At 66.9% G+C, this 18,434-nt stretch carries 14 protein-coding genes; 8 read left to right on the top strand and 6 right to left on the bottom strand.

Going from position 1 to position 18,434, the window contains the following annotated elements; all coding sequences use genetic code 11:
• Positions 1-192 precede the first annotated feature (192 nt).
• Positions 193-468 (top strand): AbrB/MazE/SpoVT family DNA-binding domain-containing protein, encoded by a 276-nt coding sequence (locus GT355_RS01295; RefSeq protein WP_160132826.1) that lies wholly within the window; start codon positions 193-195, stop codon positions 466-468.
• A gap of 1 nt (position 469) precedes the next feature.
• On the top strand, positions 470-904 hold the full coding sequence (locus tag GT355_RS01290) for a type II toxin-antitoxin system VapC family toxin (protein ID WP_160132825.1): 435 nt from the start codon (positions 470-472) through the stop codon (positions 902-904).
• A gap of 66 nt (positions 905-970) precedes the next feature.
• Here the strand turns inward: GT355_RS01290 and GT355_RS01285 are convergent, their stop codons facing one another.
• The 3 genes from GT355_RS01285 to GT355_RS01275 all read right to left on the bottom strand — a co-directional run bounded on the left by GT355_RS01285 (position 971) and on the right by GT355_RS01275 (position 6,422).
• A complete protein-coding gene (locus tag GT355_RS01285; RefSeq protein WP_160132824.1) occupies positions 971-3,088 on the bottom strand; it encodes an OB-fold nucleic acid binding domain-containing protein in 2,118 nt (705 codons plus the stop codon).
• Positions 3,089-3,332: 244 nt separating this feature from the next.
• Complete coding sequence (locus tag GT355_RS01280) at positions 3,333-5,810, bottom strand: alkaline phosphatase PhoX (protein WP_192927941.1); 2,478 nt, start codon at positions 5,808-5,810, stop codon at positions 3,333-3,335.
• Positions 5,811-5,996: 186 nt separating this feature from the next.
• Positions 5,997-6,422 carry a hypothetical protein gene (locus GT355_RS01275; protein WP_192927940.1) on the bottom strand — a complete coding sequence of 142 codons (426 nt, stop codon included), beginning with the start codon at positions 6,420-6,422 and terminating at the stop codon, positions 5,997-5,999.
• Between the two features lie 248 nt (positions 6,423-6,670).
• Between GT355_RS01275 and GT355_RS01270 the strand changes: the two genes are divergently transcribed.
• Entirely contained in the window at positions 6,671-8,740 is a 2,070-nt protein-coding gene (locus GT355_RS01270; protein ID WP_160132822.1) for a S9 family peptidase, read from the top strand.
• 55 nt (positions 8,741-8,795) lie between these two features.
• Positions 8,796-9,668, top strand: coding sequence for a dihydrodipicolinate synthase family protein (locus GT355_RS01265; protein WP_160132821.1), 873 nt, complete (start codon positions 8,796-8,798; stop codon positions 9,666-9,668).
• A 32-nt stretch (positions 9,669-9,700) separates the two neighbouring features.
• On the opposite strand, the gene GT355_RS01260 is transcribed toward GT355_RS01265, so the two are convergent.
• Positions 9,701-10,612 (bottom strand): hypothetical protein, encoded by a 912-nt coding sequence (locus GT355_RS01260; RefSeq protein ID WP_160132820.1) that lies wholly within the window; start codon positions 10,610-10,612, stop codon positions 9,701-9,703.
• Positions 10,613-10,667: 55 nt separating this feature from the next.
• Complete coding sequence (locus tag GT355_RS01255; protein ID WP_160132819.1) at positions 10,668-11,711, bottom strand: zinc-dependent alcohol dehydrogenase family protein; 1,044 nt, start codon at positions 11,709-11,711, stop codon at positions 10,668-10,670.
• 116 nt (positions 11,712-11,827) lie between these two features.
• Here GT355_RS01255 and GT355_RS01250 point away from each other — a divergent pair, with 116 nt between their 5' ends.
• The 3 genes from GT355_RS01250 to GT355_RS01240 all read left to right on the top strand — a co-directional run bounded on the left by GT355_RS01250 (position 11,828) and on the right by GT355_RS01240 (position 15,489).
• Complete coding sequence (locus tag GT355_RS01250) at positions 11,828-12,607, top strand: SDR family NAD(P)-dependent oxidoreductase (protein ID WP_160132818.1); 780 nt, start codon at positions 11,828-11,830, stop codon at positions 12,605-12,607.
• A gap of 76 nt (positions 12,608-12,683) precedes the next feature.
• Positions 12,684-13,892: a CDP-glycerol glycerophosphotransferase family protein gene (locus tag GT355_RS01245; protein WP_160132817.1), complete on the top strand. Its 1,209-nt coding sequence runs from the start codon at positions 12,684-12,686 to the stop codon at positions 13,890-13,892.
• 70 nt (positions 13,893-13,962) lie between these two features.
• Entirely contained in the window at positions 13,963-15,489 is a 1,527-nt protein-coding gene (locus tag GT355_RS01240; RefSeq protein WP_275690145.1) for an HAD-IIA family hydrolase, read from the top strand.
• Here GT355_RS01240 and GT355_RS01235 read toward each other — a convergent pair whose 3' ends face one another.
• Positions 15,490-16,413 carry a glycerophosphodiester phosphodiesterase gene (locus GT355_RS01235; protein ID WP_160132816.1) on the bottom strand — a complete coding sequence of 308 codons (924 nt, stop codon included), beginning with the start codon at positions 16,411-16,413 and terminating at the stop codon, positions 15,490-15,492. It abuts the gene before it with no gap.
• Between the two features lie 148 nt (positions 16,414-16,561).
• Between GT355_RS01235 and GT355_RS01230 the strand changes: the two genes are divergently transcribed.
• Positions 16,562-18,433 carry an ABC transporter ATP-binding protein gene (locus GT355_RS01230; RefSeq protein WP_160132815.1) on the top strand — a complete coding sequence of 624 codons (1,872 nt, stop codon included), beginning with the start codon at positions 16,562-16,564 and terminating at the stop codon, positions 18,431-18,433.
• Position 18,434 lies beyond the last annotated feature (1 nt).

The raw sequence follows: 18,434 nt of genomic DNA, 5'->3' as shown, positions 1-18,434 counted from the left end.
AAATCGAATGCTAGCCCGGTGTAAGTGAAATATGTCTTCTCGCAGGCAAAATTGCGGTCGGTCGAGCCTTACGCCTGCTCGGCCACGATCTCGACGACGGCTTCCTGGACCGCATCGCGTTCACCGAGCAGGAACACAGCACGGACGACAGCCACGACAAAAGATAGATACCTGCATCGACAACGTTCCCGTATGAGCGAATCGGACGCGGGTACCGAGGCGGTCGGCGAAAGCGCTGTCTCCGGTGACCGCGCCGCGATCCCGGCGTCGATCCGCGAACGGGCCGACATCGAGGACGGCGATACGATCCGCTGGCGGTGGCAGAACGGTGAACTCTCCGTGGAGGTCGTTCGTCAGCGAACCGGGGTCTTCGCGGATTTCGACGGCTTCGAGGGCGAACACGAATCCCTCGACCACGACCACGCGGGTCTCGAACCCGCGGGCGAATTCGACGCCGGCGAGGAGTAGTATGGCCCAGCACGCGCTCGTCGACACCAACGTGCTGTACGGCGCGTTTCAGAGACGTGATCAGTTTCACGACGAGGGTCTGGCGATCGTCAGGGGTGCCGACAGTCGGGCGCTTCCCGTCTGCGTCGTGCTCGATTTCGTCCTCGCCGAGACGATGAACGCGTTGACGTTAGATATCGCCCACGACGAGACGATCGAGGCACTCTCGATGCTTCGAGCGAGTGCCGGATTCGAGATCCGGCGAACGGATGACGACGTCTGGACCGCTGGCCTCGGTGTGTACGAGGCGCAGGCCCATCTCTCGTTCGTGGATTCGGTCCTCGTCGCGTACGCTCGAACAACAGAGACCGAATACATCTACTCGTTCGACGATGGGTTCGATAGCGTCGATGGAGTCGACCGGTTGAACACCGATACCGATCCGTATTCGGTCTAAGCACGAGAATCGAGCCCTCGAACGGATCGCCGTCGAAAGCAGTGTGTTCGGAAGAACTGCCTCGGATCAGATCTGCTCGGCGACGACGTCGATGACCGCTTCCTGCACCGCATCGCGCTCGCCGAGCAGGAACTCCAACCGGTCGTCGCGCGCCGCGCCAACGGAGACGTCGGCGTCGGGGACGCGCTCGGCGGTTTCCTCGGCGATGGCGTGGATGTCCACGTCGCCGCGGACGAACAGCTCGTCCTCGCCGACACCGACCAGGACCGAAGCCGCCTCGCGAGTTCGACGATAGAGTTCGTCACAGAGCAGCGCGGTCGGCGGGAAGTCGTAACGGTGGGTGAACGCGTCGGTGTCGAGCACGCCGATCGTCCCCGCGTCGGTCTCGCGGTAGTCGAGGTGAGCGCGCGCGGTCTCGATGGCGGCGTCGCGCTTGGTTCGGAAGCGCGAGGCGAAGGCCGCCGCGAGCGCCTCGCCACCCTCGAAGACGAGATCGCGAACGAGTTCGCGTTTGTCCTCGTAGGACTGGTAGTTCGCGACCAGCGCGACCGCCTCGCGGACCTCCCGCGCGCGCTCGGCGTCGTAGCCCGCCTCGTTCGCGAGGTCGGCGTAGGCCGCCGGGGTGTGCTCCCAGAAGCTCACCGCCGGCAGGTGCGCGAGGTCCTCGCGGACCTCGGGGTCGATGTGGACCGCGACGTTCGCCGCGAGCGCGGCCGTCGTGGTCCCGTCCCCGTCCGTCCCGACGAACGCGTCTACGTCCGCCCGTTTCTCGACACCGACGTCGAGCACCGCGCGCTCGGCGTCGTAAACCGAGAGCAGCGAGAGGCCGTCGGCCGAGGCGCTCGTCCCGCCGACGCCGCAGAAGACGAACAGCGGGATCGCTTCGTCGTGGCGCTCGCGGGCGTCGAGCATCGTGGTGACGTCGCGCGTCGCCGAATCCATGTCGTAGACGCCCTCGGCGAGCGGCCGCCGGTCGAAGTAGTGGTAGGCGGCGTCGCTCCGGGCGTGTTCGGCTTCCACGAGCGGCAACGTCGCGCGCTCGATGGCCGCCGCGGCGAGGTAGCCGTCGGCGCTCGCGTCGTGGCGCACCACGACGGGTCGGGACTCCAACACCGCACGTCGGATCGTCCCCGCGAGGTCGCGGATCTCGTCCGCGAGGTCCGCCACCACGCCGTCCTCGGCGAGGAGGTCGACCGACTCGACCTCGGCTTCCGCGGCGAGCGCGTCCGCCATCCGCGTCTCGACCGCCTCGCGCCCCGACTCGTCGAGCACCGAGAGGTCGTCGGATTCGACCTGCAGACCGCCCCGGTGGCGCTCGACGTGGCCCTCGACCGCGACGAACGCGCCGGCCTCGATGCCGGGGTACGCTCGAACGCCCGCCTCCTCGAAGGCTGCACACTCGACGGTTCCGGCCTCGTCGCGGAGGGTGAACACCGTCGGACCGCCCGTCTGGCGAACGCTCGCGACTTCGCCCTCGATACGAACCGGGTCGTCGACGTGCTCGTCGAGGTCGTCGGTGCGAACGGTCTCGTAGTCGGTCTCGGAGGTCGATTCCGGTTCGGGGTCGACGAGCTGCGCGCCGCCCGCATCGGCAGTCGAACCGTCGGCATCGGCCGTCGAACCGACTGTATCGGTGGTCGACGTCGTCTCGACCGGGCTGTCGCCGTCGGCGCGGGTCCGGTCGGTCGTCGGTTCCGTCTCGGTGGTCGTCGATTCCGCGTCGGCGGTCGACGTCTCCGTGGTTTCGTCGGCGGTGTCGGCTACCGGACGCCCGGCAGCCGCGTCTTCATTTGGGTCGTCAGCCTCCGCGGGGAGTTCGTCGCCCTCCGGGGTGTCGACGAGCGCGCCCCGGAACTCGCGGTCGGACTGGCGGATCGACCACGTGAGGTCGACGTTGCCGTTGTCGTGAACATCCGTAACTTGGACGTAGACCTCGTCGCCGGAGTCCCAGTCGAGGCTTTCGAGCCGACTGTCGAGTTCGCTCCGGTGGAGGAGCCCGGTGACGCTGTCGCCGATGTCGACGAAGACGCCGAAGTCGGCGAAGCCGTCGACGGAGCCGCGGTAGAAGCGGCCGGCGGTGAGTTGGTTGGCGTGCGATCCTTCGAAGTCAAAGACGACGTCCTCCTGGTGGCTCTCGCAGATGTGGCCATCCGTGGAGGTGCCGCAGATGATACAGCTACCCATTACCGGAGGCAACGGCCGGTGACTAAAACGGTTGTCGGAATCCATCGCGTAGGATCGAAGCGTCGGGTCCGCCCAGCGGCCGCTGACGGGAGCGGTTCCTGACGGCATCGGTTCGCCCCCGACGTTATCCGATACCCGGGGGGTTCGTCGAGGTATGGCCGACGGATCGATGGACGTCGCCGCGCTCGGTCCCACTCGTGAACACAAAAAGTGAGAGTTTCGAGGCGCGTCGACGGGCTGGTGCTCAGTCCTCGGCGATTTCGAGGGAGACCGTGGCCGTCGCGTCCGCGTCGACGACGCTGATGGTGAACTCGTACTCGCCGGCCGACACGTCGGAGAAGTCCATCCCGACGATGTCGTCGCGGGTGAGGTCGTGCCGGTCGTCGTCGGCGTTGTCGAAGACGATCTCGTCGAGCTCCGCGGCGGAGAGCTCCGGCGAGGTGATCTCGACGTCGTACGGCCCTTTGTACGCCCCGTAGACGAGGTCGAGGTTGAGGATCCCGTTCTCCGGCGGCGTGTCGACGGTGTTGGCACAGCAATCCCGGAAGCGGGCGTTCAGCGGGTCGTCCGCCGGCGGGGTGTGGAAGCCCGCGTCGTCCCCGTCACCGCTCTCACCATCGGGGTCGGGGTCGTAGACGTAGAGCCCGTCGTTGGGGTACGAGCGGGCGGGACCGCCGAAGCCGTCCTCACAGCAGATCAGCCGGCCGTCGTCCATCGCGTAGACGTTGTCGACGTTGCGGAGCGCGTCGTCGGCGTCCGCGGGCGGGTCGGTGAAGTCGGGACCGACGATGACCGGTTCGAGCGTCGAGACGTTGTAGTCGTCCTCGAGTTCCGCGCGGTAGACCACGCCGCCGTCGACGCGGTCCATCCGGATGTCGCCGGTGTTGTCGGCCATGTCGTCGTTGAACTCGGAGATCCCGAAGTAGACGTAGTCGCCCGGTTGCGCCCCGTCGACGCTGTCGACGCCCTCGGCCTTGTTGAACTCGATGGACGCCCCGATCTCCTTGGCGGCCGCTCGCATCTCGAGGAAGGGGACCTTCCGGAGGTCCTCGTCGACCCCGTTCGGGCCGTTCGCCTCGTACTGGGCGGCCCACTCGACGATCTCCTCGTTGGTGATGTAGTTCCGGTTCCCGTTCTCGATGACTTCCTTGTCGGCCTCTTCGAGCGCCGCTTCGGGGTCGTCCTGCCAGTCGGTCTCGGCGTGCGCGAGGTAGTCCTCCTGGGTCACGTCGTCGTACTCGGCGATCCACGCCTCGGCCTCGGCGTTGGTCGCGTGCCCGAGTTCGATCCACTCGACTTCGAGATTGGTGTTCGCCGGGGAGTTGCGCGTGCCGGCCTCGGCCGCGGAGGCGGCGTCGTTGGTGATCTTCGGGGCGTACAGGGTGCCCGCGACGTCCATCGGGTCCTCGTAGCTCGGGATCGGCTCGTCGGCGACGAACTTGTAGATACCCTTGCTGTCGCCGTCGGAACAGCCGTAGACGGTTCGTTCGTCGGCCTGCACGTTCGGCGATTCCCACGCCGCCCGGCCCATCACGTGGTACTTGACCGGCTGGGGTTCGTCGGCCGTCGGCTCGCGGACGTCGACGTGGTAGCCGTAGCGGTACGGGTTGGGGTAGACGTCGCCGATCGGCGTCGTGTCGCTGAGCGTCTCCTCGTCGGGCTGGTCGGCGTCGGGCTGGTCGACCTGCTCGGCACCCAGGTAGTACGCGAGGAACTCGACGCCCGTCAGCGCCCAGTAGCCCTGCGGCTCGAACGCCTCGTCCTCGCCGTAGTACTCGACGATCGCCTCGCCGATCCCGTTGGGGTTCGGCCGGTTCCAGAACTGGCAGCCACCGATGAGGTCCTTCCCGCTGCCGGCCTCGACGATGTCGCCCACCGTGTGGGTGAGCGAGACGCGCGGGTGGGCGTAGTTCTCCTCGGAGGAGAGCATCGTGTTCCACGGACTGAGGTCGCCGTAGCAGTTGATGCGCGTGCCGCCGAGGTCACGAAGCGCGTCGGTGTTCGCGAGGTTGATCGCGTTCTCCAGGTCGGCCTCCCACTCGCCGTCGTCGTTCTGGCTGATCGGGATCCGGGAGATGTTCCCGGGGCTGTTCTCCCAGTTGGTGAAGAGATATCCTGCAGTGCCGTCGTCCGTGGGGACGAACTGGTTACAGTCGGGGTTGCTCGCGGCCAGGCCGTACTGGGTGCCCGCGAAGTAGGGTTGGTTCTCTCGGTTGGATTCGGCGTCGGCGGTGTCCGCTCGAACGATGTCGGTGCCATCGGGCGTCTGAGTCACGCCGAGGCGTTCCGTGCCGCCGTTGATCGGCTCGCGGCCCTGTGCGAGCAGCGTGTACTCGCCGTTACCCGACCGGACGCGCCCCTGCTCGTCCTCGGTTTGGGGTGTCGAGACCTCCTCGAAGTCGTCGTTGTCGCCGTCGAGGTCGAAGGTGAAACCGCTGAAGTAGCCGACACCCGACCGGTTGAACGGCTCGGGGTTCTCCTCGCTCGGGTGCTGGAGGCTATAGAGCAATCCACCGTCGTCGAAGACGAACGGACCCGTCACCTCGGCCCCGAAGGCGGTCGTCGAGAAACGCTTGAGTTCGCCCTTGACGCTCGGGGCCCCCGGCGTATCCGTCTCCTCCACTTCTTCAGAGTGCGCGGCGCTCGCCGTGCCGACCACACTGGCACCGAGCGTGGCCGCGACTGACGTCGCCATCAGCTTCCGTCGCGTGAATTCGACCATGCAGATGACCACGCAAAGGCCCGAGGGAAGTAGCTTCGCGGCATAAACACCGGAGACATACCTCTCCGAACGAACGGCTATGAGGGCTACATAGTGGTCCGTTCGCTCGCGAGTGCGACGGTCGAGACTCGGCATCGGACGACGAGCACGTGAATCAGTACGTCGAGAACGAAAACCGGCCGTCGACTACTCCATACCGTGCTCTTTCGCACCCTCCCGGATCCCAGCCGCGCGCTTTTCGACCCGGGAGGCGTACCGCCGGACCTTCTCCGGTTTCACCCCGTAGAACGACGCTACCCAGTTGACGTCGACGCCGGGCTGGGTCAGGAAGTACGCCACGAGGGTGTCGCGGCCGGCCTGGATGATCTCGGGCGGAACACCTCGGTCACCGGTGCCGGCCTCCTCGAAGCCGTTGACGTCGAAGTAGACGTCGGCGTAGAGTTCGGCCGTCTCCGGGTTCTCGAAGGTGATCCCCGTGTGGTGTGGAGCCTCGAACCGGTATCGGACCCCGTCGGCGTCGGTCGGGTGACACTCGACGATCCGAACACCCAGAATGTACGCCCGGTGGAGCGATTCGCCGTCGGCCGATGGGGAGGGTTCAGACCGAGACATGGGGAGCGAGAGCGCGAGTGACGGGTCGACGGACCCGTGGGTGGAAGGACTGGGCCATTACAGCCGACCGTTCGATGCCCGCGACTTGAAGCTACGCTCCCTTCTCTCGGGAGGGCTACTGTGGACTCGGGTCGGCTCCGGAGCGGTTGCCGAGATGTCGCGGGATCGACGTCGAATCGTCGTGGCGTGTCGCCGGAGGGTGTCGGCGAAGGGACAGCGTGATATCCGTGGTGTGGTGACGATCCACGATGACGGACCCGATACCGCTCGATGCGGTCTACGACGTGACGACGATCACGGGAGTCGCGCTCTCGCCCGACGGCGACCGGGTCGCGTTCGTCGCCCACGAGTCGAGTCGGGCCGACGACGAACGTCACAGCTCGGTCTTCGTGGTGCCGACCGACGGGAGCCGACCGCCCCACCGACTGACCCGCGCCTCGGGTGCCGGGTCGCCGCAGTGGAGCCCCGACGGCGCGAAACTCGGTGTGCTCGCGGCGCGCGAGCGCGACGTCGGACTGACGGTCGCGGCAGGCGATTCGGACGAAGACGATGACGAGGTCGAGTCGAACGGGGACGGCGACGAACCGAAGTCCCAGGTCTGGGTCTTCGACCTCGAACTCGGTGGCGACGCGCGGCAGGTCACCGACCGCGACGAGGGGGTTCGGGAGTTCGACTGGGGGCCCGACGGCGAGCGGGTCGTGGTCTCGGCGCGCGACCCGACCGACGAGGAACGCGAGTATCTCGACGCCCGCCGGGAAGGGGACGGACCGATCGAGACCGACCGCCTCCAGCACAAGGCCGACGGCGCGGGCTGGCTGGATTCGGTGACGAGCTACCTCTTCGTGGTCGACGTCGAGACCCGCGAGTCGACGCGCCTCGACGACGCCTACGGCGGTGGGGCCTACGAACCCATGAGCGGCCTCCAGCCGACGTGGAGCCCCGCGGGCGACCGGATCGCCTTCCTCTCGAATCGGACCGAACGGCCCGACGACAACGCGGTGCTGGACCTCTACACCGTCGCGCCCGACGGCACCGACCTCGGCCGTCTCACCGAGCGCGACCTGGTCGTCGGCGGCGCGGAGTGGCACCCCGACGGCGACCGGCTCGCGTTCGTCGGGGGCGACCCCGAGAACAGCGCCGTTCCCGGTCAGATCTACGTGTGGGACGGCGACGACTACGACTCGCTGACCACCGACCTGGACCGGCGACCCACCCGGCAAGCGCCGCTCCGGTGGGACGACGGGACGGTGCTGGCGGCCATCGCCGACGAGGCCGACGTCCGGTTCGTTCGAGCCCACCCCGACGGTACGCCCGCCGAACGGGTCTTCCCCGACTCGGTCGAGCACCGGACCCTCCAGACGTTCGACCTCGCCGCGGGAACGCTGGTCGCGCTGTCGACACATCCCTCCCAGGGCGCGGATCTCCACGCCGCGAGCCTCTCGGCCCTCGAAAACGATGGTAGGGACGCCTTCGAGGCGCTCACCGCGGTGAACGAGGAGCTGCTCGACGAACACCCGCTCCCCGACTGCGAGCGGGTTCGCTACGAGAGCGCCGGGCACGACATCGACGCGATCACCTACCTGCCATCGGATTTCGATCCCGAGGACCCCGAGCCCCATCCGCTGGTCGTCTCGATCCACGGTGGACCGGTCCACTACGACACGCCGGAGTTCAGCTTCGAGTACGCGGCGTGGACGAGCCGGGGCTACGTCGTGGTCTGTCCGAACTACCGCGGCGGGGCCTCCTACGGGCGGGCGTTCGCCGAGGAGCTCCGTGGGCAGTGGGGCACCGTCGAGGTCGAGGACATCGCCGCCGGTATCGAGGCGCTCTGCGAGCGGGGCTGGGCCGATCCGGACAGGGTGTTCGGCCGCGGGGTCTCCTACGGGGGCATCGCACAGGGGTTCCTCGTGACCCAGACCGACTGCCTGACCGCCGCCGCGCCGGAACACGGTATCTACGACCTCCGGTCGGTCTTCGGGACCGACGACACCCAGGTCGGGCTCGTCAACGAGTTCGGGCTGCCGTGGGAGGCCAAGGAGACCTACGACGCCGCCTCCGCCATCCGGGACGCCGGAAACATCGACACACCCCTGCTGGTGATGGCCGGCGGGCAGGACTGGCGGTGTCCGCCCAGCCAGTCCGAACAGCTCTACGTCAGCGCCCGCAAGCAGGGCGTCGAGGCGAAGCTCGTGGTCTATCCCGACGAACACCACAACGTCACCCACCCGGACCGCGCGCTCCACCGGCTCGAACAGCTCACCGAGTGGTACGAGAAGCACGATCCGGCCGTAGAGCAGAACGACGACGACGGGGAGTGATTTCGAGGGAGGATCAGCCACGAGTGCTATAGCGGGGGCGGACGAGGGGTGAAATATGGAAGGTGTAGGTGTCCCGCTGGTGACGCCGTTCGACGAGGACGGAGGGATCGACGAATCGAAACTTCGAGCGGTCGCGTCGTGGGTGGTCGAGTGCGGCGTGGACTTCGTCGTGCCGTGTGGCTCGAACGGCGAATCGGAGCTCATGACCCTCGACGAGCGGGCGGAAGTGACCGAGATCGTCGTCGACGAGGTCTCGGTGCCCGTGCTCGCCGGGACCGGCCATCCGGGCCTCGAGGAGACGCGCGAACAGACACGGCGGGCGGCCGAGGCTGGAGCCGACGCCGCGCTGGTCGTCACACCCTACTACTTCGACCACGACCAGGCGGCGCTGGCGGCGTACTACGGTCGGCTCGCGGACGAGAGCCCGCCCCCGATCTACCTCTACAACGTGCCGGCGAAGACGGGCGTCTCGCTCGACCCGGAGACGGTCGGGGCGGTGGCCGACCACGAGAACGTCGCCGGGATGAAGGACTCGACCGGCGACATGATCGCGTTCCAGCGCGAGCGCCGTTTAGCTGGGTCGGACTTCGACCTTCTCGTTGGAACTGGCGCGCTCCTCGCACCGGCGCTCGACGCCGGGGGCGACGGCGGCGTCATGGCGCTCGCCAACGTGGTCCCGGACCTCCTCGTGGAAGTGTATCACCAGCGAGCCGACGACAGCGCCGCCGCCCGCGCGCTCAATTCTGAGTTGGTCGCGCTCAATCAGGCGATCACCGCGAAGCACGGGGTTCCGGGTCTCAAGGCCGCGATGGCCCACCGCGGCGTGCCGGCCGGGCACGTTCGCTTTCCGCATCAGCCCGCGGACGAAGATGTCGTTGAGGAAGTCACCGCGCTGGTCGACGAGGCGCTCGACGGGCACGCTGACTGACCAGAATAGTTACTTCTTCGAGTGAATTTTGCTCAGCGCTCATTTTCTAACCTGTGGCGTTTAGCCTCCTCGTAAGCAGCGCCAACGGAGTTCGTGTGAGCTACATCGTACGCCATACCCCCTCCCTTCGCTGCTTCTCGTATTAGTCCGAGCCGGATACCTAACGCTAACACGACGCCAATTTTTGCTCTCCACGCTTTTGAGTTATCACTCCTACAGATATCTATCCGAAGAAATACTTCTTCGTAGGCTGCGTAGATCGAGAGTGGAAATGTGAGTATCAAGATCCACAGACCCAACAACATAGGCAGAACCATCTTGACGACAGATAGCTGCCAATCTACCGCACCCCACGACACGTCGGCAGTTCGTAAGGTATGGATCACCACGACAGCCGATACGATGGTCAAAGTCCATAGTCTTACTTTAGATGCGATCTCTTCTTCCTGAGAATTGCTTGCACCGGCCGGAAGAGCAATGGCGATTAGCAGTACAACTTGCAGAACAAGCTCGATCGGAATCGAGAAGGGCGACAAATTCATGAAATATTCGATTACCACGATTCCTCCGACAATTTCCGTGGCTTTGGCCTTGAGATAGCTAACCTTTGTAGCGTCGGTAAAACTCCCCAGTAGTACAAGACCAGAGGACACTCCCCAGACAAAGGTATCCTTTGTCAATACTGGATCCCAGATACCAACCACATCTGCTACCAGCACGAACAATACTATCCACAGAGTGTAGATCGCCCAAAGGGCGAGCAATTTGCGGCCAGTGGCCGTCTTAATTGCCGAAAGCAGTGCTGAACGTGATTGAGTGTTCCAGATAATGAATGCTGCAAACGCCACGAGTAGGATTAGCCCCACCCACTCTCGATTGTTAGGCTGAAAACCGTGGGCGATGAGCCACGAGATAACTTCGTCGGCTATCCGCTGAAGGTTCATGCTGTGCTAACATCAATAAATCAAGGTCTGGAGATAGATAAACGACTTTCTGGCTCTATTCGTTCTTGACCAGCACCTTCACCGCCTCGCGCTCGTCCATCGCCTCGTAGCCCTCGGGCACGCTCTCGATGTCGACGGTCTTCGTAAAGACCGGCGAGGGGTCGAGGGTGCCCTGGAGCACGTCGGCCATCAGGTCGTCGACGTAGTGGCGCACCGGCGCGACGCCGCCTTCGAGGCCCACGTTCTTCCCGAACATGGTGGCGACGAAGTCGGTGGTCTCCACACCGGCCGGCACGCCGACGTAGCCGATGGTGCCCCCCGGACGCGCGACCTCCGCCGCGGTCTCCATCGAGGACTCCATCCCCACACATTCGAGAACGTGGTTCGCCCCGCCGTAGGTCGTCTCCGTGGCTTCTTCGATGGCCTCCTCGCCCTCCGAGGAGATGACCTCCGTTGCACCGAACTCCTCGGCGATTTCCAACCGATCCTCGTGGTGGCCCATCGCGATGACGCGCTCGGCCCCGAGGCGTTTCGCGGCGAGCACGCCACACAGCCCGACCGCGCCGTCGCCAACGACGATGGCCGTCTCGCCCGCCTCGACGCCCGCGCTGACGGCCGCGTGGTGGCCCGTACACATCACGTCCGTCAGTGGGAGGAGCGATTCGAGGACGTCCTCGTCGTCGGCGTAGCGTTCGGGGACTTTCACGAGCGTGCCGTTGGCGTGCGGCGCGCGGACCTTCTCGCCCTGCGCCCCAGTCAGGTCACCACCCCAGCCGTAGCCGTTGACACACGAGGTCTGGAGGCCCTTCCGGCAGAACTCGCACTCGCCGCAGGAGATCGAGAACGGCGAGAGCACCCGGTCGCCGGGTTCGACGTTCCGAACAGCGTCGCCGACTTCCTCGACGATCCCCATCGGTTCGTGGCCGACCCCCGCGCCCTCGGGCATCTCCTCGCGGTGGCCACGGTAGAACCAGAGGTCCGAGCCACAAACTGCCGTATGAGTGATCCGGACCACGGCGTCCGTCGGTTCCTCGATCTCGGGGTCGTCGACCTCCTCGACACGGATGTCGCCCGGCCCGTGGTAGATTGCTGCGTGCATCACCGCGGAGTGATGGACCCCGGGCTAAAAGCCCCAAGCTACCGGCAACTCGACACCCACGCCGACCCACCAGCCCCAACGCGGCCGCTTAACCCGTCGGACCCGCTGGTTCAGATATGGGTACCATCACCGGCGACTTCACCGACGAGACGGTCATCGTCACCGGCGCGAGTTCGGGCATCGGCCGCGCGGTGGCGCTCGCGTTCGGCGAGGCCGGCGCGACCGTCGTCAACGCCGACGTTCGAGCGGAGCCGAAGGACCGCGACGCCGAACGGCCGACCCACGAGGCGATCCGCGAGGCCGGCGGCGAGAGTGAATACGTCGAGACGGACGTCTCGGACCCCGACGAGATCGAGTCGGTCGTCGAGGCCGCCCACGAGTTCGGCGGTGTGGACGTGATGGTCAACAACGCCGGGGTCCACGTCAGCCGCCTCTTCCGGGAGGTCAGCCCCGAGGATCTCGAGAAGGTCCATCAGGTCAACACCGTGGGGACCTTCTTCGGGACCCAGGCCGCCGCGAACGACATGATCGAGCGCGGCGCACAGGGAAGTATCGTCAACACCGCCTCCTCGACGTCGACCATGCCCGACTGGGAACACGCCCACTACGCCGCGACGAAGGGCGCGATCCGGATGATCACCCGCAGCGCGGCGCTCGAGCTCGCCCAGTACGATATCAGGGTCAACAGCGTCGCGCCGGGCCCGGTCGCCACCGAGATCACCGAGGGCTGGTCCGAGCGCGCCGAGGAGTCGGTGGGCGGCGACGGTCGGTCCCCACCGACGCGGGCGGGCCGCCCGGCGGACCTGGCGGGCGCGTATCTCTACCTCGCGAGCGAGGGAGCCGACTACGTCACCGGCGAGCAGGTCTGGGTCGACGGCGGATCCCGGATCGCCTGAGAAGCGCCGCGCCGAACGGACCGCCCGCAAGCCCCGATCGGTGGGGCTTTGGGCTGGACCGCCACGGATTTACACGATGCAGCAACGTCTCCGTGCGGTTCTCGACCGCGCGTTTCTCGTCGTCGGCTGTCTCCTCCACTGGCTCGTCGCACGCCTCCCGCTCGCCCGCGACCCGGACCTGTGGGTGTTCGGCACCCGGAGCGGTCAGGGGTTCGCGGACAACGCGAAGTACCTCTTCCTCCACGTCGCGGCGAACCACCCCGAGGTCCGGGCGGTCTGGCTCTCGACCGACCCCGAGGTCGTCGACACACTTCGCGCCCGGGGCTACGAGGCCCACCACGCCCGTTCGCCGCGCGGCCTCCACTTGAATCTCCGGGCGGGCGTCGTGCTCTTCACCCACGGCCTCCGGGACGTGAACCTCTGGCTCTCGGGCGGTGCGCGTGCGGTGTTGCTCTGGCACGGCACGCCGCTGAAGCACATCTCGTGGGATTCGCACTTCCCCGGGGAACCCCTCCCCGTTCGCCTCGCCCACGCCTACGCCCACGACGTGCTCGACCACATCACGATCCCCGCGGAGGCCATGACCCCTGCCTTCGTCTCGGGGCTCCGCGTCGATCCCGACGTCCTCGCCATCACGGGCTATCCGCGCAACGACGCACTGGTCGGGTCGATAGCCGACGGCGACATCGGTCTCGACGGTGCCAGCCTCCGGGCGGTCGAGGAGCTCGCCGACGACCACCGGCTCGTTCTCTCGCTCCCGACCTTTCGGGACGCGGGTGAGAGCGCGCTCGAAATGCTCGACACCGCCGCCCTCGACGAACTCCTCGAACGTCACGACGCGTACCTCCTCGTCAAACCCCACCCGAACGAACCGCTCGAACCCGGTACGCTCGCCGGCGACCGGATCCGCGGGCTCCCCGCGTCCGTCGACAGCCACGCGCTGTTGCCGCTCGCCGACGCGCTGCTCACCGACTACTCCTCGGTGTTCTTCGATTACCTCCTGCTCGATAGACCCGTCGTGTTCTATGCACCCGACCTCGAACGCTACCGAGCCGAGCGGGGTTTCTACTTCGACTACGACGAGGTCACGCCCGGCCCGATCGCCCGAACGAACCCGGAACTCATCACGGCCCTCGACCGGATCCTCGGGCCCGAGGCGGACGGGTTCGCCGCCGAGCGCGCCCGGGTCCGCGAACGGTTCTGTGATACCCGCCCCGACCGCGCGGAACGGGTTTTCCGAACCATCCGAGACCACGAAAACAAAAAGGTTCGAAAATCTCCATAGAACGGTCGAAAAATCCATTGCTTTCACTCTCAGGGCGAACAGCTACAACGAATGACCCGAAATCGTCGGTATGACTGCTGCAGTATCCACCCCGATAGGCACGGCAGTGGTGCTCGCGGCCGGGGTCGGTTCCCGACTCCGCCCCGTGACCGCCGACCAACCGAAACCCTGCGTGACGGTCGGCCCGCGACCGATCCTCGCCCACCAGCTCCACGCCTACGCCGACGCCGGCATCGTCGAGATAGTCGTCGTCGCGGGCTACCTCGCCGACGACGTCCGCGAACTGTGTTCGGCGGTCGCGGCGGAGCGCCCCGAACTCGAGATCACGGTGATCGAGAACGAGGACTACGACACCACCAACAACATGTACTCGCTGTCGCTCGCCCGCGAGGCGGTCGACGGCGAGGCGTTCTGCCTCTCGAACGGCGACGTGGTGTTCGACCCGCGCGTCGCCGCCGAGCTCGCCACGGGCTCCGGCAGCGCTATCGCGTGCGACATGGAGACCTACGACGAAGAGTCGATGAAGCTCACCCTCGACGGTCGGGATCGGGTCGAACACCTCTCGAAGGACGTCGCCGCGGCCGAGGCCGATGCCACGAGCATCGACGTCTACCGGTTCTCCGCCGACTTCTCGACCCGGCTCTTCGCGGAGATCGAGGACCGACTCGCGGCCGAGACCGGCGACTGGACCGAGGTCGCCATCGACGCGCTGCTCGGGCCCGGCGACCACGACGTCGAACCCCTCGACATCGCGGGCGCGCGGTGGGTCGAGGTCGACGACTTCGACGACCTCCACCGGGCCGATCGGGTGTTCTCGCCCTTGTCGTCGCTCTCCGAGAAGGGCGCGGTCTTCTTCGACCTCGATGGTACGCTCTACCTCGGCGACGACCTCCTTCCGGGTGCGAAAGCGGTCGTCGAGTCGCTACGCGAGGCCGGTGTCGCCGTCTACTTCCTCTCGAACAACTCCTCGGGCTGGAAGACCGCCTACGCCGAGAAACTGGACCGGCTCGGGATCCCCGCCGACGAGGCCGACATCGTGCTCTCGACCGACGGCGTGATCGAGTACCTCGACGAGGAGGACGCGAACGCCTACGTCGTCGGCACGCGCGCGATGCGCGGCGCGATGACCGATGCCGGTCTCGCGACCGAGGCCGACGACCCGGACGCGGTAGTGGTGGGCTTCGACACCGAACTCACCTACGAGAAGGCGGAGCGCGCCTCGCTCGCGATCCAGGACGGCGCGGAGTTCCTGCTCGCCCACCCGGACATGGTCTGTCCGACGCCGGACGGCCCGATCCCCGACTGCGGCTCGATCGGCGCGTTCGTCGCCGCCGCGACCGGCGAGGAGCCCGACCGGGTGTTCGGGAAACCCGACCCGAGAATGCTCGACCACGTGCTCGACGAACACGACCTCACACCCGCCGACGTCGCGGTGGTCGGCGACCGGCTCGAAACCGAGATCCGCCTCGCCGACCGCCTCGGCTGCGAGTCGGTCTGCGTGCTCACCGGCGACGCCACGCGGGAGGCGGTCGAGGAGAGTCCGCTTTCACCGACGCTGGTGGCCGAAAGCGTCGCCGACCTCGATGACTTCCTGTGATCAGTCGTCCGACACCGCCGCCGACGCGTCGGCGGTCGACGGGCCGGCGTCGGCCGCGGTTCGGGGTGGCGTGACCCGCGCGAGCCCCGGGTAGTCGGCGATGAGACCGTCGACGCCGGCGGCGCGGAGCTGGCTGGCCTGGTGCCAGTCCGTGACGGTCCAAACGTTGACCGGCCGGCCGGTCTCGTGCGCCCGCTCGACGAGGTCGATGTCGGCGAACGGCCCGGTCGGGACGTAACCCGAGTTGAAGAGGTCCGCCCCCCGAACCATGTCCAGCGAGGGGTGGACGGCCTCGCAGTCGTAGCGGTCGGTTACTTCGAGCCCGCCCTCGATCGAGTTCCAGAAGAGGTAGGCGAGCGGGATCTCCGGGGCGACCTCCCGCATCGCCACGAGCGCGCCCTCGTAGGACGACGAGACGAGCGCCCTGTTGCCCTGGTCGTCGAGCGCCCGAACGACCCGTTCGACGAGCGGGCTCCAGCGATCGCGGCCCCGGCTCCGGTCGCGGGGGTCGAGTTCACGGCGCGGCTGACCGGTTCCCGGGTGCTTGAGCTCGACGTTCACCCCGACATCCGCGGGAAGCGCGTCGAGCACCTCGGCGAACGTCGCCACCCGCTCGTCGCTCCCGAGCACCGAGCAGTTTCGGAGGGTTTCGAGGGAGGTCTCCGACACCCGTCGGCGTCGTTCGGCGGGCGGGACGTTGGTGAGTCGGCCCAGCGTGAGGTCGTGGAAGACCACCGGCTCGCCGTTCGCCGCTGGCTGGACGTCGATCTCGACCATGTCGGTCCCCGGGTTCTCACAGGCCGCCCGCATCGCGGCGAGGGTGTTCTCCGGGGCGACGCCCGCGAAGCCTCGGTGGGCGATCGAGAGGAGGTCGTCCGAGCGCTGCGTCGTCGGAGGGACTCGCTCGGCGGGACCGCGTTCCATACCGGCTCGGAATTCACGGGGGACTATCAATTCTTCCTCTCGACTATATATTGTGCTACATAGACGTCCGTGCGTCCCGTTTCGAGGGGTCGGCCGAACGGGGTGAATGTCGGGTGTTTTTGCTCGTTCGGCGGGTAGGGACCGACGAATGTCGACGGGTGGGGAGAGCGTCTTCGACGAGTATCGCGAGGCCGTCGACCGGCCGATCTACCGGTTGTTCGCCGACTACGGTCTCGACCACCGTCGCTGGTTTGCCACGGGCATGACCGCGAACGTGATCGCCCGCGGTGCGAGCCTCCTGCCCCCACTGGTTCTCGGGGTCGCCATCGACGCGGTGTTCCCGACCGCGGGCTCCGGCGCGCCCTACGAACTCCCGTTCGTGCCCCAGACGTGGCTGCCGACCACCGACGGCGGCCAGTTCGCGCTCTCGGTCGGCCTGATCGTCGGGGCCTTCCTCGTGACGGCGGTGTTCACCTGGGTCTACGGTGTGACCGCGAACAACTTCGCCCACCGCGTGATGCACGACGTCCGGACCGACTGCTACGCGAAGATGCAGAACCTCGACATGCCCTTCTTCGACGACAAGCAGACGGGCGAGGTGATGGCGATACTCAACAACGACGCCACCAACCTCGAACGGTTCCTTGACGACGCGCTCCACGATTCGGCTCGATTGGTAGTGATGATCGGCGGTATCGCCGCGATATTGGTCTGGATGAACCCCCAGCTCGCGCTCGTCACCCTCGTGGCGGTGCCCGCGATGGCGCTGCTCACCCGGTGGTTCATGCGCGCGGTCGAGCCCCGCTACGTCGCCCAGCGAAAGGCCGTCGGCGCGCTCAACACGAGGCTCGAAAACAGTCTCAGTGGGATCGGCCTCGTCAAGACCACAGGCACCGAGGACTACGAGACCGAGCGCGTCACCGACGCCTCCTACACCTACTTCAAGCGGACGATGGCGATGCTCCGGCTCAACTACCTCTACCGCCCGGGAATGGAGCTCCTCGCCGGCCTCTCCTTCGGCGCGACGTTCGTCGTCGGGGGATGGTGGCTCGCCACGGGCGAAGCGCCCCTCTTCCTCACGGGAAGTCTGACGACCGGGACCTTCGTAACTTTCCTCCTGATGAGCCAGCGGTTCGTCACCCCTCTCTCCGAGGTCTCGACGATCATCGACCAGTACGAGAACGCGCGGGCGTCGAGCGAGCGCGTCTTCGGTCTCATGCGCATCCCCGCGAGCATCACCGACGCCGACGATGCGATCACCCTCCGCGACCCGGCGGGCGAAGTGAGCTACGAGGACGTCACCTTCGGCTACGACGAGGAGGTCGTGATCGACGACGTCTCGTTCAGTGCCGACCCCGGCGAGACCATCGCGCTCGTCGGGCCGACGGGTGCGGGCAAGTCCACCCTGCTCAAACTCCTGCTGCGGCTCTACGACGTGGACGAGGGCTCGATAGCGCTCGACGGCCACGATATTCGGGGCCTGACCCTCGAATCGCTCCGCGAGGCGATCGGGTACGTCGCCCAGGATACCTACCTCTTCGATGGCACCATCGCCGAGAACCTCCGATATGGCGCGTTCGACGCGACCGAGGAAGAGATGGTCGAGGCCGCCAAAGCCGCCGAGTCACACGCGTTCATCACCGCGCTCCCGGAGGGTTACGACACACGCGTGGGCGAGCGCGGGGTCAAACTCTCGGGTGGACAGCGCCAACGCCTCGCGATCGCACGGGCGATGCTCCAGGACCCGCCGGTACTCGTGCTCGACGAGGCGACCTCTGACGTCGACACCGAGACGGAGGCCGCGATCCAGCGCTCGCTCGAACGTCTCACCGAGGACCGCACGACGTTCGTGATCGCCCACCGGCTCTCGACCGTGACGGACGCCGACCGGGTGTTCGTGCTCCGTGACGGGCAGATCGAAGAACGTGGGAGTCACGACGACCTCCTCGACGCCGAGGGGTCGTACGCCCGGCTCTGGCGTGCCCAGTCCGGCGGCGCGGTCGGCAGCGCGCTCGACTGAT

Origin of the sequence: Halococcus salsus (genome assembly GCF_009900715.1) — an archaeon.
GTDB lineage: Archaea > Halobacteriota > Halobacteria > Halobacteriales > Halococcaceae > Halococcus > Halococcus salsus.
This window is presented reverse-complemented; position numbering and strand designations above follow the sequence as displayed.

What these genes read in the sequence shown, in the direction of transcription:
- GT355_RS01295 (WP_160132826.1), top strand. Translation starts at nt 193, where the DNA reads ATGAGCGAATCGGACGCGGGTACCGAGGCGGTCGGCGAAAGCGCTGTC.
- GT355_RS01290 (WP_160132825.1), top strand. Translation starts at nt 470, where the DNA reads ATGGCCCAGCACGCGCTCGTCGACACCAACGTGCTGTACGGCGCGTTT.
- GT355_RS01285 (WP_160132824.1), bottom strand. Translation starts at nt 3,088, where the DNA reads ATGGGTAGCTGTATCATCTGCGGCACCTCCACGGATGGCCACATCTGC.
- GT355_RS01280 (WP_192927941.1), bottom strand. Translation starts at nt 5,810, where the DNA reads ATGGTCGAATTCACGCGACGGAAGCTGATGGCGACGTCAGTCGCGGCC.
- GT355_RS01275 (WP_192927940.1), bottom strand. Translation starts at nt 6,422, where the DNA reads ATGTCTCGGTCTGAACCCTCCCCATCGGCCGACGGCGAATCGCTCCAC.
- GT355_RS01270 (WP_160132822.1), top strand. Translation starts at nt 6,671, where the DNA reads ATGACGGACCCGATACCGCTCGATGCGGTCTACGACGTGACGACGATC.
- GT355_RS01265 (WP_160132821.1), top strand. Translation starts at nt 8,796, where the DNA reads ATGGAAGGTGTAGGTGTCCCGCTGGTGACGCCGTTCGACGAGGACGGA.
- GT355_RS01260 (WP_160132820.1), bottom strand. Translation starts at nt 10,612, where the DNA reads ATGAACCTTCAGCGGATAGCCGACGAAGTTATCTCGTGGCTCATCGCC.
- GT355_RS01255 (WP_160132819.1), bottom strand. Translation starts at nt 11,711, where the DNA reads ATGCACGCAGCAATCTACCACGGGCCGGGCGACATCCGTGTCGAGGAG.
- GT355_RS01250 (WP_160132818.1), top strand. Translation starts at nt 11,828, where the DNA reads ATGGGTACCATCACCGGCGACTTCACCGACGAGACGGTCATCGTCACC.
- GT355_RS01245 (WP_160132817.1), top strand. Translation starts at nt 12,684, where the DNA reads ATGCAGCAACGTCTCCGTGCGGTTCTCGACCGCGCGTTTCTCGTCGTC.
- GT355_RS01240 (WP_275690145.1), top strand. Translation starts at nt 13,963, where the DNA reads ATGACTGCTGCAGTATCCACCCCGATAGGCACGGCAGTGGTGCTCGCG.
- GT355_RS01235 (WP_160132816.1), bottom strand. Translation starts at nt 16,413, where the DNA reads ATGGAACGCGGTCCCGCCGAGCGAGTCCCTCCGACGACGCAGCGCTCG.
- GT355_RS01230 (WP_160132815.1), top strand. Translation starts at nt 16,562, where the DNA reads ATGTCGACGGGTGGGGAGAGCGTCTTCGACGAGTATCGCGAGGCCGTC.